This window comes from Streptacidiphilus jeojiense (assembly GCF_000719095.1).
Taxonomy (GTDB): domain Bacteria; phylum Actinomycetota; class Actinomycetes; order Streptomycetales; family Streptomycetaceae; genus Streptacidiphilus; species Streptacidiphilus jeojiensis.
In genome coordinates this window covers 115,467-136,104 of the sequence record NZ_JOEH01000010.1, presented here as the reverse complement: position 1 = coordinate 136,104, position 20,638 = coordinate 115,467, and the positions used below count along the sequence as shown (strand labels likewise).

Annotated in this window: 24 protein-coding genes; 14 read left to right on the top strand and 10 right to left on the bottom strand. The window is 67.1% G+C overall.

Features of this window, described 5'->3' with window-relative positions; translation table 11 throughout:
* Window positions 1-42 precede the first annotated feature (42 nt).
* The 5 genes from IF29_RS0115370 to IF29_RS46025 all read right to left on the bottom strand — a co-directional run bounded on the left by IF29_RS0115370 (window position 43) and on the right by IF29_RS46025 (window position 3,769).
* A complete protein-coding gene (locus tag IF29_RS0115370) occupies window positions 43-930 on the bottom strand; it encodes a DUF2637 domain-containing protein (RefSeq protein WP_037595362.1) in 888 nt (295 codons plus the stop codon).
* Between the two features lie 65 nt (window positions 931-995).
* Entirely contained in the window at window positions 996-1,700 is a 705-nt protein-coding gene (locus IF29_RS0115365; RefSeq protein ID WP_030254522.1) for an ATP-binding protein, read from the bottom strand.
* A 38-nt stretch (window positions 1,701-1,738) separates the two neighbouring features.
* Complete coding sequence (locus IF29_RS46030) at window positions 1,739-2,431, bottom strand: hypothetical protein (RefSeq protein WP_157623757.1); 693 nt, start codon at window positions 2,429-2,431, stop codon at window positions 1,739-1,741.
* A gap of 203 nt (window positions 2,432-2,634) precedes the next feature.
* A complete protein-coding gene (locus IF29_RS0115355) occupies window positions 2,635-3,216 on the bottom strand; it encodes a WhiB family transcriptional regulator (protein ID WP_269665007.1) in 582 nt (193 codons plus the stop codon).
* 403 nt (window positions 3,217-3,619) lie between these two features.
* A complete protein-coding gene (locus tag IF29_RS46025; protein WP_157623756.1) occupies window positions 3,620-3,769 on the bottom strand; it encodes a hypothetical protein in 150 nt (49 codons plus the stop codon).
* Window positions 3,770-3,983: 214 nt separating this feature from the next.
* Here IF29_RS46025 and IF29_RS0115340 point away from each other — a divergent pair, with 214 nt between their 5' ends.
* Window positions 3,984-4,859 carry a helix-turn-helix domain-containing protein gene (locus tag IF29_RS0115340; RefSeq protein WP_030254503.1) on the top strand — a complete coding sequence of 292 codons (876 nt, stop codon included), beginning with the start codon at window positions 3,984-3,986 and terminating at the stop codon, window positions 4,857-4,859.
* 192 nt (window positions 4,860-5,051) lie between these two features.
* Here IF29_RS0115340 and IF29_RS0115335 read toward each other — a convergent pair whose 3' ends face one another.
* From IF29_RS0115335 to IF29_RS44910, 3 genes are all read right to left on the bottom strand, one after another.
* Complete coding sequence (locus IF29_RS0115335; RefSeq protein ID WP_030254500.1) at window positions 5,052-5,681, bottom strand: HAD-IA family hydrolase; 630 nt, start codon at window positions 5,679-5,681, stop codon at window positions 5,052-5,054.
* A gap of 178 nt (window positions 5,682-5,859) precedes the next feature.
* The gene (locus IF29_RS0115330) at window positions 5,860-7,068 is read right to left on the bottom strand and encodes an MAB_1171c family putative transporter (protein ID WP_332262543.1); all 1,209 of its coding nucleotides are present in this window, start codon (window positions 7,066-7,068) and stop codon (window positions 5,860-5,862) included.
* Window positions 7,069-7,242: 174 nt separating this feature from the next.
* A complete protein-coding gene (locus tag IF29_RS44910) occupies window positions 7,243-7,635 on the bottom strand; it encodes a hypothetical protein (RefSeq protein WP_232242155.1) in 393 nt (130 codons plus the stop codon).
* Between the two features lie 615 nt (window positions 7,636-8,250).
* Between IF29_RS44910 and IF29_RS0115325 the strand changes: the two genes are divergently transcribed.
* Window positions 8,251-8,982 carry an SOS response-associated peptidase gene (locus tag IF29_RS0115325; RefSeq protein WP_030254494.1) on the top strand — a complete coding sequence of 244 codons (732 nt, stop codon included), beginning with the start codon at window positions 8,251-8,253 and terminating at the stop codon, window positions 8,980-8,982.
* Window positions 8,983-9,014: 32 nt separating this feature from the next.
* Here the strand turns inward: IF29_RS0115325 and IF29_RS0115320 are convergent, their stop codons facing one another.
* Window positions 9,015-9,296 carry a hypothetical protein gene (locus IF29_RS0115320; RefSeq protein WP_030254492.1) on the bottom strand — a complete coding sequence of 94 codons (282 nt, stop codon included), beginning with the start codon at window positions 9,294-9,296 and terminating at the stop codon, window positions 9,015-9,017.
* A gap of 671 nt (window positions 9,297-9,967) precedes the next feature.
* Here IF29_RS0115320 and IF29_RS0115315 point away from each other — a divergent pair.
* From IF29_RS0115315 to IF29_RS47635, 10 genes are all read left to right on the top strand, one after another.
* Complete coding sequence (locus tag IF29_RS0115315) at window positions 9,968-10,534, top strand: Uma2 family endonuclease (protein ID WP_030254489.1); 567 nt, start codon at window positions 9,968-9,970, stop codon at window positions 10,532-10,534.
* A 379-nt stretch (window positions 10,535-10,913) separates the two neighbouring features.
* Complete coding sequence (locus IF29_RS0115310) at window positions 10,914-11,216, top strand: hypothetical protein (protein ID WP_030254486.1); 303 nt, start codon at window positions 10,914-10,916, stop codon at window positions 11,214-11,216.
* A 57-nt stretch (window positions 11,217-11,273) separates the two neighbouring features.
* Window positions 11,274-11,495, top strand: a complete 222-nt coding sequence (locus IF29_RS0115305) for a hypothetical protein (protein WP_030254484.1) — start codon at window positions 11,274-11,276, stop codon at window positions 11,493-11,495.
* A 314-nt stretch (window positions 11,496-11,809) separates the two neighbouring features.
* Window positions 11,810-12,088, top strand: a complete 279-nt coding sequence (locus IF29_RS0115300) for a hypothetical protein (RefSeq protein WP_157623755.1) — start codon at window positions 11,810-11,812, stop codon at window positions 12,086-12,088.
* A 233-nt stretch (window positions 12,089-12,321) separates the two neighbouring features.
* Window positions 12,322-12,756 (top strand): DUF6431 domain-containing protein, encoded by a 435-nt coding sequence (locus IF29_RS0115295; RefSeq protein WP_232242169.1) that lies wholly within the window; start codon window positions 12,322-12,324, stop codon window positions 12,754-12,756.
* A complete protein-coding gene (locus tag IF29_RS0115290) occupies window positions 12,713-12,892 on the top strand; it encodes a hypothetical protein (protein ID WP_030254475.1) in 180 nt (59 codons plus the stop codon). The genes IF29_RS0115295 and IF29_RS0115290 overlap by 44 nt, the downstream gene beginning before the upstream one ends.
* 226 nt (window positions 12,893-13,118) lie before the next feature.
* Window positions 13,119-14,450, top strand: a complete 1,332-nt coding sequence (locus tag IF29_RS0115280) for a glycosyltransferase family 2 protein (RefSeq protein ID WP_332262541.1) — start codon at window positions 13,119-13,121, stop codon at window positions 14,448-14,450.
* Window positions 14,451-14,474: 24 nt separating this feature from the next.
* The gene (locus IF29_RS46865; protein WP_198037458.1) at window positions 14,475-14,639 is read left to right on the top strand and encodes a hypothetical protein; all 165 of its coding nucleotides are present in this window, start codon (window positions 14,475-14,477) and stop codon (window positions 14,637-14,639) included.
* A 268-nt stretch (window positions 14,640-14,907) separates the two neighbouring features.
* Window positions 14,908-15,093, top strand: coding sequence for a hypothetical protein (locus IF29_RS0115270; RefSeq protein WP_030254470.1), 186 nt, complete (start codon window positions 14,908-14,910; stop codon window positions 15,091-15,093).
* Between the two features lie 239 nt (window positions 15,094-15,332).
* The gene (locus tag IF29_RS47635) at window positions 15,333-15,488 is read left to right on the top strand and encodes a hypothetical protein (RefSeq protein ID WP_232242154.1); all 156 of its coding nucleotides are present in this window, start codon (window positions 15,333-15,335) and stop codon (window positions 15,486-15,488) included.
* A gap of 346 nt (window positions 15,489-15,834) precedes the next feature.
* Here IF29_RS47635 and IF29_RS0115265 read toward each other — a convergent pair whose 3' ends face one another.
* Window positions 15,835-17,526, bottom strand: a complete 1,692-nt coding sequence (locus IF29_RS0115265) for a GAF domain-containing SpoIIE family protein phosphatase (RefSeq protein ID WP_030254467.1) — start codon at window positions 17,524-17,526, stop codon at window positions 15,835-15,837.
* Window positions 17,527-17,958: 432 nt separating this feature from the next.
* Here IF29_RS0115265 and IF29_RS46020 point away from each other — a divergent pair, with 432 nt between their 5' ends.
* Window positions 17,959-18,102 carry a hypothetical protein gene (locus tag IF29_RS46020; RefSeq protein ID WP_157623753.1) on the top strand — a complete coding sequence of 48 codons (144 nt, stop codon included), beginning with the start codon at window positions 17,959-17,961 and terminating at the stop codon, window positions 18,100-18,102.
* 338 nt (window positions 18,103-18,440) lie between these two features.
* Window positions 18,441-20,456 (top strand): Orn/Lys/Arg family decarboxylase, encoded by a 2,016-nt coding sequence (locus tag IF29_RS0115255; RefSeq protein ID WP_084714279.1) that lies wholly within the window; start codon window positions 18,441-18,443, stop codon window positions 20,454-20,456.
* Window positions 20,457-20,638 lie beyond the last annotated feature (182 nt).

Sequence of the window (20,638 nt, the reverse complement as noted above, 5' to 3'; positions counted from 1 at the left end):
CCGCAGTACCGTCCACCGGGCTGTAGGTGATCATCTCCGAGTTCAGGGGACGACTGCGTTCGCTGTCGCCTCCCTTGCCTCTTCCTCTTCACGCAGCACGGTCACCAGCTCGCCCAGCCTGTCGTTGCTGAGGGCGACGTGCGCCCGGACGTCTGCGCTGATCGCGTCCCGGGTGATTCGGCCTGCCTTGCGTGCCGCCTCACGGGCGATCGGCAGTAGATCCACCAGCCAGTCGTCTGCCGCCTCGCGTCCGTCCATCTCCTCGTCCTGGACGAGCGGATGGTCGGCTCCGGCAGGAGCAAGGGGTTCACGGGCATGGGAATCGTCGGGGTCGGTCGTCCCACGTGCTTCCACCGGAAGAGGCGGCTGCTCTGCTGCCTGCTCTGAGGACGGGCCGGGGAGCACTACCGCCTGCTCCCTGCCGGTCGGCGGCTCAACGAGCAGTGGGGCCATGGAGTCAGCCGCCTGATCCGCAGGCTCATCGACCTGTCCGGGGCGGCCTCCGGTGTCGTCCGGGACGGATTCCGCCGTCCGGGCCATGATGATGAAGAGGTGGACGGAGCCCGCCAGGGCCAGCGGAGCCAGCATCGACAGGACCCCTACAGCCCAGTCCCCGAGATGCAGGCCCCCTGCGGTGGCTCGGACCTCATTGTTCAGGGTCACGGCATGGAGGACGTTGGCCCACAGGCTGGCGCCGGTAGCGGCCAGGAACAGGAACCAGGTGTAGACCCGGGCTCCGCGGTTGCTGTGCCGCAGGAGCATCAGCGCCCGGATGCCGTAGGCAATGAAGCCGTCGATGAAGATCGGGAAAGCCCAGGAGAGGGCCTCGCGGGTGTGGATCGCCAGGGCCATCTGACGCAGGGCGTCGTAGGAGCTGGCAAAGCCGGTCGCTCCGAGGCCCACGATCGCCAAGCGATCCCACCAGGCCATCCGGAGCTGGGTCGGAGCAACCGGGATAGGTGCTGTCCGAGCGGCCGACGTACGAGGAGCTGACATCACGCTGCACCCTGCCCGCGCCGAAGGTCCCCGCCGATAACGGGCACCAACTCGGTCACCATCTCCGCTAGGCGGCTCGCAACCCGGGCACCCACGAAGTCCGTCAGGTCCGGTCCGTTGTCATTACGGGCCGGAAGGTTGCTGGTGATCACTGTCGGCAGGCAGTGGTTATAGCGGTAGTTGAACAACCGGTACGTGATCTCCTCTGTCCACTCCGAGACCTTGGAAGTTCCCAGGTCATCGAGCAGCAGAAATTGCACAGTGCTCAGCCGGCGCAGCTCTGCCTCCGCTGAGCCCATGGTCTGCGACGGACGCAGCCGCCCGTACATGTCCGCGGAGTTGATGGTGATCAGCTCGAACCGGCGGCGGGGGCCGCCCTGCGCGACGTGCCGCAGTGCCCCGAAAGCTTGGTACGTCTTCCCCGTGCCCGTGGGGCCGGTAAGGAGCATGGTGCCTGCCGCCGTCGGATCGGCAAGCGCAGCCTCTGCCCAGGCGACGGCGCGGGGGAGCGTCACCTCGGCCATGCGATACCGGGGCGGAGTTGCCGCCTTCCAGCGGCGGACCGCATCCGATACCCGCGCTCCATGGTGCCAGGTTGGATCTCCAGGACCTGGTGCCTCAGTGTGGCGCTGGTCATCGTTGGCGGGAGCGGCTCCGGCGAGGTCGAGCCCCTTGGCAGCGATGATCCGGCTGATCGTGCGCATGGCCCCGGTGTGGGCGGCGAGGTTCGGTGCGGACATGCTCAGAAGCCGTTCTGGTAGGCGTGGGCGGAAGAATCGCGGTAGGTGTTCCAGGACCGGGACGGACCGAGCGGAACGACGTTGCTGGGGACGGTGGCTGCGGGGAGCTCCGAAGGAAGGTCGTCCCAGATGCGCAGGAGGTAGCGGGCCGACTGCGGGGGACGCTTCGGGTCCCAGCGCCTGGAGACGACCTCAATCAGGCGAGATGCGCCCCAACGGGCCGACAAGGCTGTTACCCGCTGCCACTCCGGCGGGGTGAGTCGCCATCCGACGACGATTCCGGCCCTTTCGAGTTCCGAGACCAGCTGCTGGGCTCCGGCCGGGACGCTGATGGTGGAGCCAGCTGGAGGCGGGACGGTTGAGCTAGCAAGCTGGTTGTTGTTGGTAGTACTCCCGAAGGGAGTACTACCAACACCCGTAGGATTAGAAGCAGGTTCCGTCTTTGGCTGCACTGAGTTCCAACTTTCCTGCTCCGATGCTGGGTTGTTGGCACTCGGTTCCACCGACTTGGTTCCAGGAACTGAGTTCCGTGAACGTTTCCGCAGCGCCGCCCCTTCTTCATCGGTGGAGGAGCCTAGGACGATCGTGTATTTATTGGGATTTCGACTGCCGCCGCCGGTGGTGCGGGTCAGCTCCCCCAGCGATTGAAGTTCGGAAATGCACTTCGAGATGCCTCGGACGGTCAGCCGTGTCATCTGTGATATTTCCTCCAGGGACAGGCTGACCTGACCTTGGTCATCCGCCCTGCGGGCCATCGCCAGTAGGACTAGGCGAGATCCTCGGCACGATTTTGAAAGCTTCCAGACGGCATCAGTTGCTAGGTCGCTCATTGTTTCGCCTTGGCAGGATTGGGTGGGGATTAATGCCGGTGGTGCGTGGAGAGGAATACCGACCAGCGCTACGCGGCGGCGACCTCAGGAGAGCGTGTGGGACGCTGAATCCCCTTGGCTCGCTGCTGCTGCCGGTGGCGGTAGGTCAGCTTGGCCAGATACTCCCGAGTGACGCTCAGCCCCTGGGCTACGACCTCAGCGCGGTAAGCGCTGGATGCCGCATACCGGGCTATGACCTCGGCTCGCTCCTGGTCAGAGAGCCGTACGGCAACCCCGCGCAAGGCGGACTCGACCGCATCCTTCGTGTGGCGACGCCGCCAGCTGCTACGCAGTTGCAAGCGCTCGCAGGCCAGGAGGCCGCCACAGATGCCGTACTCGTCGTCGTGCTGGAGCGCCTCGACCAAACACCGAGCCGCAACGGCCAACGGGCAGTCTGCGCATGTGTTCAAGGCGAGATTCAGCTCTCGCCCGTGCACCTTTCGGACGTGGCCGGGATCTTTGAGAGGACCGTCTGCGTCGAGAATGAATAGCTCGGTGTCCATTTCAGAACACCGTGCATCCTCGGCCCAATGTTTTCCCGGGGCATTCCGTGCCGCATCAAGCAAAGGGGAAAAGTCGCCGTTTGCGGCAGACTTAATAATACCACGCATATTTCTTTTCATGCCGCCCTTAATTTCTGTGCGGAGGGGGGTTAAGAGCGGCGGCGAGCGCGCTGCGAAGGGCGAATGTCCATAGTAGAATCCTGGATGGAATTCGCGGTAGAAGGATGCACAAAGTGCATGTCGGATATCTTCCTGAGATCGTCCTCGGTAAACTGAACAAACTTGCCCATCTTGCGATGGGGGAGCGTGGCGATTCGCTCTCTCAGCCACTTCTCCGGAACATTCAGTCGCCTGGCAGCTTCCTCGTAGCCCAGGTGCAGGCAGCCGTCGTCCGCCCCCTGTGCTGGCCGGGGGAGGGAGGTCAGCTCGCCTATGCGGGAGAACAGCTGGGCTACTGCCGCAAGACTCTGGAGGTCGGCCCCGTCCCAGGGCGCATTGGCCGGAGAGGGGGTCAGCACTTTTCCTGCCCTGCAAGAAGTGCGGCGGCCTCCAGGTCGAAGACCTGGCCATGCATGGTGGGCAGGTGTCGAGCGAAAGCCGCGGCCGGCCTGCGCTCGGTGAGGGTGGCGAAGCTCTGCTTGCCACCTGTGGGTGTAGACATGCGACACTCCTGTGTGGTGGTCGCTCCCTCGAAGCCGTGCTAGGACCGGGGGCGACCGGCTGAGGATCACCGGACTGGCACAATGGAGGGGCGAGGCCCGTTCAACAGGTGCGATACAGAAACGTACGTTAATTGTGCGGATGTATCAAGCCTGGGATGCGGACGTCTCAAACCCAATCCCGACCAGCCCGATCGTCACGTCGCAGGAGTTCAAGTGCCCCCACGCCAGTTCGACGGCAGCCGCGTACGTGCCGTACGGCGGGGGCAGGAACTCGGCCAGAAGGAACTGGGCGAGGTGGTGGGCGTCAGCGCCCCCACTGTGGCGCGATGGGAGAGCGGGGAAGACTTCCCCAAGGGCGAGAAGTTGCCCGCGATTGCAGCAGCTCTCGGGAAGCCGCTCGATGTACTTTTCCCCCATGACGGGCCGCCGGACCTGCAGCTTCTGCGTTGTGACGCTGGCCTGAGCGTGGCACAAGCGGCGGCGATCATCGGTACGAGTCGCGTCCCAGTGAGTAACGCTGAATCCGGTCGGCGGAAGCTGGCCGACGCTTACGTGACTCCCCTGGCAGAGGCGTACGGGGTGACCGAGGCTGATCTGCTGACCGCCCAAGACTGCTCGTTCGGACTTCGCCCCAGGGCCTCGCGTGACGAGCAGGCGTCCGCACCTCGCACGGTCGGCGAAAAGGTCGCCTACATCCTGCGGCATGGGTACGCGGGCCAGAAGGCACCCTCTGATGAGGACATCGCGCGGGTCGTCAATGATCACGCAGGCGGGGCTGCTGTCACCGCTGGCGATATCGTCGCGCTTCGCACGGGTGCCGTCACCGAGGTATCCGACGTGGTGCGCGCCGGCCTGGCCGAGGCACTCCAGGTTGACGCCGCGCTCTTTGAGGACGATGCCGAGGTCAACCCCGTGGCCAGGGAGTTCCTGGAGGCCCTCCGCTTCCTTGGCTCCATCCACAGCGGTCAGGTACTCGGGCTGGCTGCCCGCGGTAACCACAGGGGCCTGTCGGCAGAGATGATGGCCAACATCAACGAACTCGTAGGCGAACTGAAGATCAAGTTGCCAGAGGTGTCGGACGGGGAGTGACGCTGTGGGCAAGCCACCTCGTGAGCTTGGGCGTCCGATACGTTGCGAACCAGTGCAAGGTGGGTCAATGCCGGACTGAGGCCGGCAACGCTAAGGGACTGCGGCGTCGCCCCAAGTTGGGGCGACGCCGCAGTCCCTTAGTGGTCTTGTCCTGGGCGCCCCGACGTCGAAGACGTACGACCGCACCTCGGACTAAGCCTTGGTGAGGTCCACGCCGAGGAGCTCGGAGAGAGCGGCTACCGTCTCCCTCGGGTCCTTGTTGTGCACGCCTGCGATACCCAGCTCCTCGGCTGCCTGAACGTACGCGGCGGTGTCGTCAACGAAGATGCACTGCTCAGCCGGCAGATCCATGAGCTTGAGCGTGATCTCGAAGAGTTCGGCGTCCGGCTTGCGCATCAGGTGCTGCTCAGAGATCACCACGACGTCGTACAACTTCTCAAGCTCATAGCCCTCGTACAGGTCCCACGGAGCCAGGCCCACCGAGTTGGACAGGATACCCACCTTGATCCCGGCTCGCCTCGCGGCGGCAGCGGCGTCGATCAGCAGGGGCTCAGGCCGAAGGTCGCCAAAGATTCGGCCCATCAATCCGTCGGGGGAGACGCCCAGCATCGCGCCGCCGAACTCGTTCCACTCGGTCTGGGACACCACTCCGCGCTCCAGGTCGCTGGTGATCCGGACGCCCTCCGAGTCCTTGTACAGGGCCGTGAGGCAGGCACCCTGCGGAAGGCCCTCGCGCTGCTCGAAGGCAAGGACGGCGGGCAGTAGCGGGGTCGTGAGCACGCCTCCGAAATCGAGGATGAGGCCGGTGCGGCGATTGGACATACGGGAACTCCATTGCTGAGATTAGACGCCCATCCAGATCGGACAGCGTCGCGGACCCGGCTGCATATCGCGAGGAAAGTCACTGTCCTTCGCCGGCCTGGGTGCACTACGGGGGCGGAGCAACACTCACTAGTCCGCTCTACCCACGGTACCAGACCAGTTCATGCACTAGATGGTGCTAAATCTCACCTGCTGGTTCGAATTCAACACTGCTGGAGTGCAGGAGAAGCTCTTGAACCTGGTCTGTGGTGATCTGTGAGTAGGCCGCGCTGACCCTCGCTAGCCACGCTGCTTCACCGTCGGTGTCAACAAACGGTTTCTCTCTCAGGGGAGCCGTGGCACTCAAACGAGCCGGTTCGGTGTCGGCAGCCTGTAGCGCGGCTTTAATCCAAGCCGCTTCAGCAGCAGGCTCAGGATCGAGGTGCGAGGCAGTGATGTCCTCTGCCGTGAACATCAAATTTAGCGGAGCGTAGTAGCGCAGCTTCTCGCAAGCGTCAGCAATGTCCTGAGTCCACCGGTCCAGGCGGACATCTATAGGGACACGCATTTGCATGAATTCTACGAGGCGTCGCCTAGGTGGATACAGGCTTGTTCCAGGGAAAGCTTCTACCAGATCAAACCAGAGTGGATAAATCCCGTAGAGGGTGCGCCACGTCTTCCATCTGGCTGCCGCTGCGCGGGTAGAGGGAATGCTTGCGCCGACAGCCACGATCAGGAAGAGCAGATCCATCCATATGGACGTGAAATCCACGAGGTCTTGCACTGTGGTGGGACTCATAGGGAAGGCCACCGCAGCCCAAAGAATGGTGATGCGGGCCGCTGTATGAACCAGCCCCATCCACATCGAAATCCCCATCAAGATCAGACCGACGCGCATGCTTTTACTCTCAGCGCGCCGCGCTGCTCGCGTCCACTGGTAGCCGCAGACCGCGGTTGTGACAAGTGGGAAGAAGTAGAAAGTGGTCATGTAGACCGCTACTCCCCATTGTCCGGCATGGTCGATGAGAAAGTTCTGACTCGGCTTGTCGCGCTTAACCACGGTGAAGAATAGGATCGTGAGCAGTACAACACCGATCGCCCCCGCCTTATAGGACGCGCGGGCGATCCAGCGGGAGACTGCCACGTGCCGGGGTACAGCTGCTTCCGTGGTCTTGCCGTAGCTGGTGGCCACGTAGGTCAGCGCTGCCATGATCGCTGCTGTACTGGCAAAGTGCCGGAGAAGGGCGCTCAGATCCACGATGGGAATGTGGTCTGCTGCATTCATGGCCGCTGGCGTGTAGAGCCAAAGGGCTACTGCGAAGCCCGCATAGCCACCCCAGAGCGCTCGGCGGTGAGCATCGGCGTACCGCACTGCGGGGAATCGCCATACGGCGATGACTGTCATCACTATCGCAGTCAGATATGTAAAGTAGGACACTTAACCAGTGGATATCTGTGTCGACCGCGCGTTTGCCAGCCTAGGAGGCCGGCGGCGGGCAGCCATATTTGCCAGTAGGGGGAATTGTGCGGCAGGGATATCGCGGGGTTGGTAAGAACCCTGGCGACTGATGCCAAATTTCCTCTAGAGGCGGCGCCGTGGGTGAGCGAGTGAAGACTCTAGGAGGCTGACCATGTCATCTCCGATGACTGGCTGACGGCGTGCCAATCGCTTTATCAGCGAAGCCGAAAGCTCGGCCTGCTTTTCCTCAAGGCTGTCGAAATCTACGCGCCCTTGGACCAGAGTTGACGGGAAGCGCCGGAAAACTTCCTCTCGAATGCGTTCAGGGACGTATCGCTTGATCTCCGCAGCCGTCAAGCAGGTCCCGTGATTCAGCCATTCATGCGCCAGCTCGTGAAGGATGATGTGCTCGGTCTGATTGCGGCTTGAACGGCGGCGATAGAGAATGAGTGTGAACTCCGGCGTTTTTACTCGCAGGCCACATGCCGTTCCCAGGCCGCCGTCGGGATCATCCATCGGCACTAGCCGAATCTGGCGCCCCAACGCCATCTCGATATTTCGTACCAGCGCCTCTACGCTGAAAGGCGTGGGTATGGGGAGGCCAATCAGAAGCCTCTCGCATTCCCTCACAAGGGCGCGCTGCGAACGGCCTCTGCGCCAGGGCATAGCCGCCACAAGGGCGCGCGGTGAACAACCCCGGCGCCAACGCATAGTCGCTCCCTTGAAATTCCATCGAGATGATCCGTGCCGAGCACATCCCGAAACTCGTACGCGATGCGCGAGTGGCCAGGGGCTCGTGCTTGAGGTGCGCTGCCGTCGGCAGCCGCGCCCGGTATGCCCCAATCGTACAAGGGGGTGTGCACGATCAGGACGTACGGGAATGTTGCGAAAGTCACGCGATCTGGTTCGTTCACGCTCTTGGCAGCAGATGTACTTGAGGGAGCGCGCCGACGCACTCGACCCGGCTGAGGCAGGAGACCTCAGTGGTGCGAAGGCTGAGCCTGAGGGAAGGGCCACTGACGCTGCGCGCGTCGTCCGGTCGGCCCACCCCTGGCCCCGCTGTCCACGCCCGGTCGCGGTTCCCCGCCGGTTCCCTCGCAGCTTCCCAGCCTCCGTGGCACCGTGTTCATCATGTGTGGTCGATATGTCTCTACTCGTAGCCCCCTGGACCTGGCCACGACCTACCGGGCGTCGCTGCTCGATCCGGGCCAGGAACTGGGTCCGTCGTGGAATATCGCGCCCACGGACCTGGTCTGGGGCGTGCTGGAGCGCGCCTTCGACGGCGATGGCGGCGTGCAACGGAACCTGCGCCCGCTGCGGTGGGGGCTGGTGCCGTCGTGGGCGAAGACCATGGAGGGGAGTGCGCGGATGATCAACGCGCGGATGGAGACCGTTCACGAGAAGCCCGCGTATAGGGCCGCCTTCACCCGTCGCCGGTGCCTGCTGCCCGCCGACGGCTACTTCGAGTGGGAGCCGGTTCCGGCGCGGGGCGGCGCGAAGGCTTACAAGCAGCCGTACCTGCTCTCGCCCGAAGACGGGAGCGGGATGTCGATGGCGGGCCTGTATGAGCTGTGGCGCGACCCGGCCCACCGCGATGACCCGGATGGATGGGTGGCGAGCTGCACGATCATCACTACCGAGGCGACCGACGCGGCCGGGCGGGTCCATCCGCGGATGCCGCTGACGGTCTCGGCGGAGCACTGGGACGACTGGCTGGACCCGCAGCACCAGGACGTGGCAGACCTTCGCGCCTTGCTGGAGAAGCCCGCCGCCGGGCACCTGTCTGTGCAGCCGGTGTCCACGGCGGTGAACTCGGTGCGGAACAACGGTCCGGAACTGGTCACGCCGGTCACCGCGCCGTAGCGGTCGACGGGGCGGGCGGCCAGCGGGCCGAACTACGGCCGGTCGGCCTCCCGCAGCCGCGCGGCGGCGGTGAGCATGAAGTGCGGAGAGGTCGGCATCGCCTCGGTGGTGACGAAGGCCGCGGCCGCGCTCACCTCGTCAGCAGCGACGCTCAGCTCGCCGGAATGGTCCGACAGCGTCACCCAGTCGCCGGCCTCAGCGGCGCGGGCACACAAGTCGACCAGGTCTTGTAGGCGCCCGTAGCGTTGGGCCAGGCGCTGGCCGCCCGGCGTCAGAACGTCCTCGGGCGGAGTAGTCGGTTGAGCGTTACTCATGGGGCCATCGTGATGGGTGCGCACCAGCGCTGCACCCTCCCGCGCCCTATTCTGGGAGTCCGATGAAACTCGGACGGTAGCCCCGGAGGGGCCTCCCGACGCCCCTCGGGAGGCGTGACCACCAGTGGTTACGCCAACCAGCGTCCCGACGCCCTCGGGAGGCGTGACCACCAGTGGTTACGCCAGCCGGATCGAGGCGGATCGAGCAGGGTTCAGGAGGATGGAAACAGGGGTGTTTGTCCCGGTTTTCCGGCAAAGCTGCAGGTCAGGGCTGTGCTCGGTATGGGTTCAATTCCCCTAGGCTCCACCCCATAAATGCCCTCTGACCTGCGGAAACGTGGAGTCGGAGGGCATTTCTCGTAACCACTGGTGGGCACGGCCGTGCCCACTGGGAGCTCGGGGAGGCAAGCTTGGATGCGGTCTGCTCTTGTTGACCTTACGGATTGCCTGGGATCACTATGCGCTTGACCTGCGGAAATGCGGGTCCGTGTGTCGCTATGGCGCACCCAGGTACGTACGAGACTTCCAGGGGACAGCGGGGAGCATCTCCCCTAGGACTGGAGAGCGGGCCGGGGTGCGGAGCGAGGGTGGTGCGGTCTGTCGGTGTGAAGTCCGGGGGAGGTGTCGGCCCGTACGATGGCGGTGTCCGTTGGCTGCTTGGGAGGCGCGCGATGAGCTCGATGTACCCGGAGTACGCGCAGTGGCTGCGGCAGGTGCGGCGGTCGATGCAGTTGCCGAAGGCGGTCAAGCTGCTGTTCGACCAGGGGCGTCTGTACATGTCGCCGGTGACGGAGGCTCACAGTGAGGCGGACGACTCGATCCGGCTGCAGCTGGCGGAGCAGCTCGCCGGTGAGGCGGGGCTGCACGTGACGCGGGACAAGGGGGTGCTGCCGGAGCTGGACGGCTACACGCCTGAGCCGGACGTGTTGGTGGTGGACGCGGGGGTGCTGGGTCCGGGGGACGCTTTCGTCGGTCAGGAGCATGTGCACTTCGTTGCCGAGAGCGTGTCGCGTTCCACGGTCGGTCAGGACTACGGGCGCAAGCTCAACCAGTACGCGGCGCGCGGTATCGCGGTGTACCTCATCGTGGACGTGCTGACCGGGGAGTGTGTTCTGTACCGGGAGCCGAAGGGGGACGAGTACACCTCGGCGGTGCCCTACCGCTTCGGCGAGGAGGTCGGCTTCACCCTCGCCGGGGTCGCCGTGACGGTGCGTACCGACTTCAAGAGGATCCGTTGAGTCCCGTCTATCTGGGAGCCGCTCTGACATATTGATCATGATCCAGTGCTGGGCTGTCGGCGTGTGGTTGGGATGGCCGTGGGGTCATGAACGGTGGAGTGCAGGGACGGACCCGATCGCGTGACTTCTGGTTGAGGAGCGGCCGTTGCGGGTGTCCTGGCGAACCCGGTGGTCCGGAACGGGATAAATTGGAGGTGCCGGGTCCTATTCGGCCGTATCCCTGACAGGTGCGGTCTGGGTGGGCCCGGTTCGATTGCTGGGGCAGTGCATTGCGGCGGCATCTGCCGACATGCGCCGATTCGCTGTGGGTTTGATGATGGGTGGGAGCGCGCGATCGGCGATATGGATCGCGCCCGTTCCGCTGACCCGTGGAGTGGTCGTGTTTCAGATCATCTGGATCGTTGTTGTCGGACTTGTCCTTGGCGTCCTCGCCAAACTGATCCTGCCGGGGAAGCAGTCCATTCCGTTGTGGTTGACCGTGCTGCTGGGGATCGGTGGGGCGTTGCTGGGCAATGCGGTGGCCAGCTGGATCGGGGTGGCGCACACCTCCGGAATCGACTGGATCCGCCATGCGCTGCAGGTCGGCTTTGCCGTTGCTCTGGTCGCTGTTGGCGCTCCGCTGTGGGAGCGCGTGGTGCGTGCCCGAGGAGACTCTTCGCCCGGGCAGGACACCCGCGTCTAGGAGCGCGGTCACCCGCCCGGGCGTACTTTCGCGATCGCGCGACTTGAGGAGAACAACGTGCACGAGATGCGTCCGGAACTCGCAGTGGATGCGGGCGACGTGGGGACCAGGGCCCTTGTGTGGCACATCGCGGCGGCGAAGGACTCGCGGATGCTGTGCGGGCTGGACGTCGCGGCCGCCCCCGATGTGCTGCCGCAGGAGGAGTTCGAGGTGTTCACCGAGCGTCAATGCGCGCCCTGCCTGCGCGCGTACCGACTGGTGCTGGCCGAAGTGCGCTGAGCTGCGGCCCCGCAGTCCCCCTTCCACCGCGTCCCGCAGACGCGCCGCTCACTCAGGAGTCGTCAATGGCCAAGCCGTCCACGCGCGGCCGCCGCGGTTCGCGCCCGCGCTCTTCCCCGCGGTCCGCCGGGCCCGAGGGGGTTGACCCGGCTCCCGGAACCGGATCCGCGCAGCCGCGGTCCTGCGCTTCAGTGCCGCCAGTGGATGTCGGTGTGCCGCCCATTGCGCAGGTCCCGGTCGATGGTCCCGTGCCCGTGGCGGCGGCGGTGCCCGGTGGCGCGGGGGCGCCATGGTCGCGTGGGTTGGGTCTGCCCGTGACGGCGTTGCTGGTCGCGTGCCTGGCCACCGCGCTGGCTGGGCTGCACTTGTCGCGGGCGCACGGCGCGGTGGTGGGTGCGCATGTCCTGGCCGGTGTGGTCGGGTTGGTGCTGCCGCTGGTCGCGACGTGGTGGGTGGTGCGGCCCGGGGCGCGGGTCGCGCGCCGTGGGGCGGCGAGCGCGGGATGCGTCCTGGCGTGCGTGGGCATCGCGGGAGTGGACCTGGCGATGCTGCTGTGGCTCGCCTTCGCCCACGGTGTCGCCGCGGCCTCCTAGGGCGCGTATCTCCCCTTCGGGGTTCATCGGCGGCGGCACATCGCCGACGTACGGGCCGCGTGGAGTTGGCCTGCGGTGATCCGGCCGCTTCGGGCGCTGGGGCCCGGGTCGGTGTCAGTCGCCGCGATCGGGCCGACCGGCTTACGCCGGCGGATCGTGGCGGGTCAGGGTGCAGCACCGGCTCCCCTTTCCGGGAGTGACGGCCAGGCCGGACCCTGACGGGATGGGTGGCGATGTTCGAGGTCTTGGACGCGGCGGCGGCCCGTGTGGCATTGGCTCGCCGGGCGCTGAGCTGCCCGGACTGCGTTGGTGCGCTGCGGCCGTGGGGCCGGGCAAGGCCCCGGACCGTGCGCGACGTCGGCGAGGGTATCCTGACGGTCCGTCCGGACCGTGCACGGTGCACCGCCTGCAAGGCCACGCACGTCGTGTTTGCGGCCTTGCTGCTGCCCCACCGGGTCTACACGGTCCGCTTCGTTGGCCACCACGCCCTGGTAGCAGCGGCGCGCGGGCAGGGCCGCCGGCAGATCGCGGCCGAGTTCGGAGCGCCGCCGGAAACCGTGCGCGGCTGGGTCCGCCTGGCCCGGTGCCGCGCCCAGGAGCTGCGCGCCCTCAGCATCCACGTCGTTGCCTCGGCCACGGAGGCGCTGCCCGCCCGGGTACTGGGTTGACGAGCTGGCCCACGCCGTCGAGGCCCTGGTCGCCGTCGTCGCCGCGATGCGGTTCCACGTCCGCGGCGCGGACCTGTGGTCGCAGATCGCCGTCCTGACCCGCGGCTGGCTGCTGGCAGCCAACCCCGCCTGTTGATTCACGACCGCCGTTCCGGGCTCCCGCCCGCCCAAACGCCGGAATCAGAGTCGGCACGGGCCTGCCTCGGCCCGCCAGCGCGCTGAGGGTACCCATCAGTGCGGCACGTTGCCGACGTAGACCGACACCTTGCCGACGATGCTGTCCGATCCACCGGCATCACCGTCGGCGCCGTGAGCTCCCACTTCGTCGGCATTTTCGGCGCTGCGCAACATCCAGATAGGCGATGACGACGGCGGTCCAGCTGGCCGCGTGGTGGACGCCGAGCAGTTCTGGGGCGGGCGCCCGGCAGCAGCGTCCACTCAATATCTTTATGACGTTCAGTCAAATAGGGCTTTGGTCCTTCGGTCTGCGACCTTCGTCCCCAATTTATGGCGGTACGTCCTGGCAGAGTGGAGGTCTGGTGCACCGTCACCGCAGATCAAGGCCATCCCTCCGACCCGCAGGAGTCCACGTGCAGAGCACGGCGGCGGCCCTTTCCGCCGAGGTCGCACCGAGAGTCGTCCAGATCCTTGTGCCGGCGCACAACGAGCAGGACCAGATAGGCCGGTGCCTGAAGGCGCTTCGTGAACAAACTGCATGTGCGCTTCCCGGCCTCCGCTTGACCGTCACGGTGGTGGCCGACAACTGCACGGACGCCACCGCCGCCATCGCCGCCGCCCACGGTGCCCAGGTGTTCGAGACCGAGGGGAACCGCCGCAAGAAGGCCGGTGCGCTGAACCAGGCCATCGCCCCACTGCTGCCCCGTCTCGGCGACGACGACGTCCTCCTGGTCACCGACGCCGACTGCGCACTGGACCCCGGATTCGTCGCCACCGCGCTGGAGCACGTCGACCGCGGCTACGGCGGGGTCGGCGGCATCTTCCGCGGCGACGCCGGCGGCGGCTTCGTCGGGCACCTGCAGCGCAACGAGTACGCCCGCTACGCCCGCGACGTCGAACGCCTGGGCGGGAAGTGCCTGGTGCTCACCGGCACGGCGGCGATGTTCCCGGCCGCAACCCTGCGCGAGGTCACCGCTGCCAGACACGACGGGCGGCTGCCCGCCGGGGACGGCGCGGGCGGGATCTACGACACCACGGTCCTGACCGAGGACAACGAGCTGACGTTCGCGATCCTGCACCTCGGCCACAAGGTGATCTCGCCGCCCGAGTGCACCCTCGCCACCGAGGTCATGCCGACCTGGCGGGCACTGTGGAACCAGCGCCTGCGCTGGAAGCGCGGCGCGGTGGAGAACTGCTTCCAGTACGGGATGACCCGCATCACCTGGCGCTACTGGGGCCGTCAACTCCTGACCTTCGTCGGTGTGCTGGTCACCGCCGTGTACCTGGGCACGATCGTCTGGGCCGTGGGCTTCGGCGGCGGTCTGAACCTCCACCCGTTCTGGCTCGGCGTCACCGCCGTCTTCGTCGTCGAACGGGTGGTCACCGTCAGAAAGCGCGGCTGGCGCTACATGGTTCCGGCCGCTCTGATGTACGAGCTCAGCATCGACTTCTTCCTGCAGGCCTGCCATGGAAAGGCCTACTGCGACGCCCTCGCGCGCCGCAAGAAGAACTGGTGACAACCCCGATAGGAGCAAAGGAACGTGTACAACAAAGTCGCATCCGGCGTAGGCGCGAGCTCCGCGGGCGGAGCCACGCTCGCGACAACCGGAACCAATCTGATGTGGCTGTTCCTCGCGGCGTTCGCGCTGCTCGCGGTCGGTACCGCGGTGCTGCGCATCGTGCCCCGCCGCCGCAGGCGGCGCTGAGCCGCATACCCCACCTCCCACCACGACGGCACGCCGATCCCCCGGCGGGCCGTCGCCCTTCGTCCCACGCCGATCCAGACCAGTTCTCCACCGGCGGCGTGTCCATGATGATCACACCGGGCGGCCTGCATTCCCCCGGTGGCCCTGGCCGGGCGGGGCTGACGTGGCGGGTCCGGGGGGGTGCATTGTGGGGGTGGGTGCCCGGGGGTCCGGCGCCTACGGCCCCGGCCCCGGGTAGGGGCGACGGGCCGGGGCCGAAGGGGCGTTGATGTCCGATTCCGAGACGGCGCTGCTGATCGAGGTCCTGGTGGCCGGCAGCCTGGGCGGGTTGCCGCCGTGGTGGGCGAGGCGGTGCGCGGACGCGCTGGGCGTGGACGGGCTGGGCGTGGACGGGCTCGCGGTGTCGCTGGGCCCGGACGCCGGGGCCGCGGAACTGATGTTGTTCAGTGACTAGCGCACGGCGGGGCTGGAGGACCTGCGGTTCACCGTCGGGGAGGGAACCGGGCGGGACAGTGCCCGGGGAGGGGTCGTGTGCCTGAAGCCGGACCTGCTGGCCGCGCAGCGTCGCTGGCCGGTGTTCGCCCCCGGCAGCGCTGCAGATTGGGGCGCGGGCGCTGTTCGCGTTCCCACTGGTCGGGATCGGAGTCGGCACGCTGGACTACCACCGGCACACATGCGGGGAACCGGGTGCGGGTGCGCACCGCGACGCGCTGGCGCTGGCGGATGCGTTGGCGCAGCACATCCGCACGGCCCGCCTGGACAGTGGCCGGCCCCCGGGGCAGGGCCGGGCGGGTGGACCTGCACCGCGCCCATGTGCACCATGCCGCCGGATGGTGGTGGAACAACTGACCGTGCCGCTCGGCGAGGCCCTGGTCCGCTTGCGGGCCCACGCGTTCGCCGCCGACCTGCCGTGGGCCAGGTCGCCCGCGACATCCTGGACCGCGCACTGCGCCTCGCGGCCGACCCCCGGCCCCGCTGAACCGGGGACATGGGCGGGTCCGGGGGGCCGGCCCTGGCCTCCGGCAGCGATTGGTCGGCGGTTGTGCCCACGACCCGCCGGCCGGGTCGGTCCCGGCGGATGGCTGCCACGGGAGCCGGTGCGCCGGGGTGGTCCGGACAGGGCCGGCCCTCGGCCCTCGGCCGCGATCAGGGGCACCGGCACGGGGAGTCGCGCCGGGTGTGCGGGTCGTGCCGGTCAGCTGACGCGGACCGCGAGGATCGCGACATCGTCCTCGGTCTCGACGGCGTTGCCAACGCAGCCGTCCAGAAGGTGCGCGCACAGTTCGCCGAGGTCGCCCGGTGCGGTGAGCGCGCACTGGCGCAGGCGTTCCAGGCCGGTGTCCAGGTCCTCGCCGCGGCGCTCGACCAGGCCGTCGGTGTACAGGATCAGCAGCGATCCCGGTTCCAGTCGGATGGTGCCGTTGTCGGCGTGCCAGGCGTCCTGGACGCCGAGCGGCGGGCCCTGGCCGGATTCCAGGTAGCGGGCACCGTTGTGGTCCAGCAGCAGCGGCGGGCAGTGCCCGGCGGAGGCGAGGTGGAGCTGGTGGCGCAGCGGGTCCAGGACCAGGTAGGCGGCGGTGGCCAGGTCGCTGAGTTCCATGTCGCCGATCAGGGCGTTGAGGTCTCCCAGGACGGCGGCGGGGTTCTCGCCGTCGATCAGCGCGTAGCTGTGCAGGGCGGTGCGCAGCTGGCCCATGGCGGTGGCTGCGGGCAGGCCTTTGCCCATGACGTCGCCGATCGCCAGTCCGGCCCGTCCGCGGCCCAGGGCGAGGACGTCGTACCAGTCTCCGCCGGCTTCCATGCCCCGGGCGCCGGGGACGCTGTGGGCGGTGATCTCCAGTCCGGGCACGTGCGGGAGGTGTTGGGGCAGCATGCTCTGCTGGAGGGTGGTCGCGATGGTGTGCTCGCGTTCGTACAGGCGCTGGTTCTCGATGATCTGCTCGGCGAACCGGCAGTAGGTCTCGGCCAGTCCTCGCTGGCGACCGGTGGGCCGACCGGGAACGGACCGGGCCCAGACACAGGTGCCGACCCGGTTACCGTCGCGGTCATTCAGCGCGATGGCGTAGACGCTCCGAAAGCCGACGGCCTCGCCCAGTTCGCGCAGGTAGGGCCCGGCGACCGGGTCCAGCCGGACGTCCTCGATCACCAGGGAATGGGTGGTGCGCAGTTGGGCGTCAGTGGCGTAGTCCTTCTGCGAGACGTCCTCGATCAGACGGATCTCTTCCTCGGTGACGCCGAAGAACGCCCGGTTCGCCATGGTCTGCTCGTCGTCCAGGACCCGGGCGATGCCCATCTGGGCGTCCAGCAGGTGCGCGCCCGAGCGCAGCACCTCGAAGAGGGTCTCGTCCACGCTCGCGCCGGACGCCAGCCGGTCGGTGAGCGCCCGAAGTCGCGTCATGTCCTCTAGCTGCACGCCCAGAGTGCGGTTGGCCTCGTCGAGGTCTGCCTCGACCTGGCGGCGGTGGGTCATGTCGTGCAGGTAGGCGACGGCGAGGGGCCCGTGCTCGTCGGTCCACTGCGGCTCCTCCAGCGGGAGGGCCATGATGTCGAACCACAGCGGCTGCCCGGCGGCGGGGCGGTACTGGACTTCGCTGTGGGCGGGTATCCGGTCGTAGAGGGCGATGCCCAGCGGGGAGCGGCGGAAGTCCAATGATTCCCCGTTGCGGTCGAACAGGTCACGCGTGGATTCCGTCATGGACGCTGCCTCCGGCCCGTTGCGGTCGCTGAACATCCCCACGACGCGCGTGTTGAGGTAGACGATCGACCCGCCGTCGTCCGGCGATGCGACGATCACGCCGAACGGCGCGTGCTCCATCAGGTGCCGCGCGGGAACGTTGCCGCCGTTGGCCGCAACCGCAGCCTGGGCCGAAGACAGGGGGACAGGCATCACAGGCTCCTCGCTTCTGGGGGCTTCACCTTCCATTTTACGGACATATATGGACATTTCAAAAGTGTCGAAGGTCCCCACTCGGGCCTGCCTGCGATCCGATAGGGTGATCGTTTGGATAGAGATCGCAAGAGCGCGGGCGAACGATAGGGAAGGCCAGTGACGCTTCCTCAAGGTCCGACGGCGCCTGTAGCGGCCGTCGGACCTTCGTAGGAGTGTCTCCGTCTTCGAACGTGCTGTTCAGAGGAGACGAGGTGCGGGCGACACCCGCGCTGACCGAGGCCGCCACCCGCATCCAGGACGGCGCCCTGGCGCGCCCGGCTCAGCCAGCAGGGCGACACCCTGTTCCTGGTCGACATCGTCTCCGGCTCCGTCGCCCAGTCACCCCCGTCGCCGGGGGGCTGGACCGTGCGCGAGGGCGGCCCCCGGCGCATGTGGGGGAAGATCGAGACCGTCCTGGACGCCTACGACCACGCCGAATGCCCACCGCCGGAGACCTTCCGTGTGGAGGTCGACCCGGTCGGGCAGTACCTGCGGCACCCCCGGATGCCCGAACTCCACCTGGCCCGCGGCTGACCTCACCACACGGCCCCGGCAAACGCCCTTCCCCTGAGGGCGACGTCGGGGCTGAATACCGCCCCTGACCTGCCGCCCCAGGGCCCGTCCCGCTGCAGGCAGCGGCGGGGCGGGTATTGGGCCGACGCTCGCCCCGCCCGGGTCCCCGATCCTCCGTGGACTCTCAATCCGCCAACTGAGTGAACTTCGGTGGCCCTATGGGCTGTCCGGGTGAACTGGGAAGATTAGCGTTCGAGCCTCGACCCATGCTGCCTTTCGTAATGATCGATATGTTCTTCCGCGTGGCGATTTAAGGTCTCGTCACCTGCATCCCGGGTTGTGGCACGGAGGGTTTGTCTATGCGTGGCCTGAGTGAATACCAACCGTGCTCAACTGGTGGCGATGTACGCACCATCGGGTCCGCAGCCGTTGGCGCTGTTTCGACCGATCCGTTGGCCGGCACCCTGTCCTCGGATAAGGTCTCGGCTGTCCGAGCCCCTGATGGGCAGCGGCTTCCGCCCTTCTTTCGCGCGTTGCGGGACTACAGCTTTCGCGACGCGGACTCCTGGCACACACCGGCGCACTCCGGCGGCCTCGGCTTTTCGAAGTCGCCCGTCGGTACTGCCTTCGCTGACTTCTACGGCAGGAACCTGCTGGGTACCGACGTGTCCGTCTCCCTGCCCGAGTTCGGCTCGCTGCTGGAGCACACCGGTCTTATCGGCGAGGCCGAGCGCCGGGCCGCCGAGGTCTACGGTGCCGAACTGACCTACTTCGTCCTCAACGGGACGTCGACGGCGGACCGAATCGTCGGTCACTTCGCCCTGGCTCCGGGGCAGAGCGCACTGGTGGACCGCAACTGTCACAAGGCCGTGCTGCACGCGCTGGTGCTGAGCGGAGCACGGCCCACCTACCTCATCCCGACCCGCAACGGATTCGGCCTGATCGGCCCGGTCGCCCCGGCCGAGCTGGACCACAATCCGATGCCGATCGGCCCCCATGAAGCCGGACCGTCACTCGCGGTGATTACCAACTCGACCTATGACGGTCTGTGCTACGACGCTGTCCGCGCCGCACAGCTCCTGTCACGCAGTGTGCCGCGCGTCCACTTCGACGAGGCGTGGTTCGGATATGCCCGCTTCCATCCCCTCTATGCCCGCAGATACGGTATGTCCGTCACGCCCGAGGCCATGCCGGGCCCGGACCGCCCCACCGTATTTAGTACCCAGTCCACGCACAAGATGCTCACCGCGTTCTCCCAGGCGGCGATGCTGCATGTCCGTGCTGCGGCCCGGGCACCCGTTGATGTCGAACTCCTCGCCGAGACCTACATGATGCACGCGAGCACCTCTCCCTTCTACCCCATGATCGCCTCACTGGAAGTGTCCACCGCCATGATGGACGGGGCCCAGGGGGAACTGCTGATCGACACCGCCGTCAGGCAGGCCATCGCCTTCCGGCAGGCCATGGCTGCCACCGCCCGCCGCTTCCGCTCCCAGCAGGGCGGCGGGCAGCACAGGTGGTTCTTCGGTGTCTGGCAGCCGCCGCAGGTCACCGACCCGACCACTGGCAGGACCATCGCCTTCGAGACGGCCCCGGTCGAACTTCTCAGCGGTGACCACCGCTGCTGGGAGCTGGCCCCCGAGGCCGACTGGCACGGATTCACCGGACTGGAACACGGCTTCTGCCTGCTGGACCCGCTCAAAGTGACCATCACCTGTCCCGGCATCACCGTCAGCGGAACCATGGAGCCCTGGGGAATCCCGGCACGCATCCTCGCGGCGTACCTGGAGAGCCGGGGCATCCACATGGAGAAGACCAGCGACTACACCACGCTCGCACTCTTCTCCATGGGCAGCAGCCCCACGAAGTCCGCCCAACTGCACGCCTCCCTTGTCGACTTCAAGGAGCACTACGACCATGACCGCAGCCTTCAGGACGTTCTGCCCGCTCTGGTCGCCGACCATCCGGGCAGCTACCGTGGGCTGACGCTGCGGGAACTGTGCGACGAAATGCACGACCACCTGTGCTCCAGCGGGCACACCCGGCTGCTGGACCTCGCCTACACGGACCTCCCGCTCGCCGACACCACACCCCAGGACGCCTACTACCGCGCCATGCGGCAGGGTACCCAGCGCAAGGCGCTCAAGGAGTCCGCACACCGGACCGCCGCCGCGATGATCGCGGTCACCCCACCCGGCATCCCTGTCCTCATGCCGGGCGAGAACTGCGGCCCGGCCGACGGGCCCCTGCTCCACTACCTCACCGCCCTGCAGGAGTACGACCGCGCCTTCCCCGGATTCCCCAGCGAGATCCACGGCGTCCACCGCGACAGCAGCGGCGACTACTACCTCAACGTCCTGCCCGAGCCAGGATGACACCACAGAGCCGGCCGCCCTCCATCGTACGGAACCACAGCTGAACCGGCCAGTGGATTGAGTTCGCCCGGCGTCGGGTCGGGCGAGTGGGGGTCGGGCCGGCCGCGCCGCGGAGGCAGCGCCACCACACCACTGCGGGCGGAGACGTTGGCGTGACGCTGGAAGCGGCCGGACAGCGCTGT

Coding starts and splice junctions, on each gene's coding strand:
- IF29_RS0115370 (WP_037595362.1), bottom strand. CDS start 930: ATGGCCTGGTGGGATCGCTTGGCGATCGTGGGCCTCGGAGCGACCGGC.
- IF29_RS0115365 (WP_030254522.1), bottom strand. CDS start 1,700: ATGCGCACGATCAGCCGGATCATCGCTGCCAAGGGGCTCGACCTCGCC.
- IF29_RS46030 (WP_157623757.1), bottom strand. CDS start 2,431: ATGACACGGCTGACCGTCCGAGGCATCTCGAAGTGCATTTCCGAACTT.
- IF29_RS0115355 (WP_269665007.1), bottom strand. CDS start 3,216: ATGCGTGGTATTATTAAGTCTGCCGCAAACGGCGACTTTTCCCCTTTG.
- IF29_RS46025 (WP_157623756.1), bottom strand. CDS start 3,769: ATGTCTACACCCACAGGTGGCAAGCAGAGCTTCGCCACCCTCACCGAG.
- IF29_RS0115335 (WP_030254500.1), bottom strand. CDS start 5,681: ATGTCCAATCGCCGCACCGGCCTCATCCTCGATTTCGGAGGCGTGCTC.
- IF29_RS44910 (WP_232242155.1), bottom strand. CDS start 7,635: ATGGATGATCCCGACGGCGGCCTGGGAACGGCATGTGGCCTGCGAGTA.
- IF29_RS0115325 (WP_030254494.1), top strand. CDS start 8,251: ATGTGTGGTCGATATGTCTCTACTCGTAGCCCCCTGGACCTGGCCACG.
- IF29_RS0115320 (WP_030254492.1), bottom strand. CDS start 9,296: ATGAGTAACGCTCAACCGACTACTCCGCCCGAGGACGTTCTGACGCCG.
- IF29_RS0115315 (WP_030254489.1), top strand. CDS start 9,968: ATGAGCTCGATGTACCCGGAGTACGCGCAGTGGCTGCGGCAGGTGCGG.
- IF29_RS0115295 (WP_232242169.1), top strand. CDS start 12,322: ATGTTCGAGGTCTTGGACGCGGCGGCGGCCCGTGTGGCATTGGCTCGC.
- IF29_RS0115280 (WP_332262541.1), top strand. CDS start 13,119: ATGACGACGGCGGTCCAGCTGGCCGCGTGGTGGACGCCGAGCAGTTCT.
- IF29_RS0115270 (WP_030254470.1), top strand. CDS start 14,908: ATGTCCGATTCCGAGACGGCGCTGCTGATCGAGGTCCTGGTGGCCGGC.
- IF29_RS0115265 (WP_030254467.1), bottom strand. CDS start 17,526: ATGCCTGTCCCCCTGTCTTCGGCCCAGGCTGCGGTTGCGGCCAACGGC.
- IF29_RS46020 (WP_157623753.1), top strand. CDS start 17,959: ATGTGGGGGAAGATCGAGACCGTCCTGGACGCCTACGACCACGCCGAA.
- IF29_RS0115255 (WP_084714279.1), top strand. CDS start 18,441: ATGCGTGGCCTGAGTGAATACCAACCGTGCTCAACTGGTGGCGATGTA.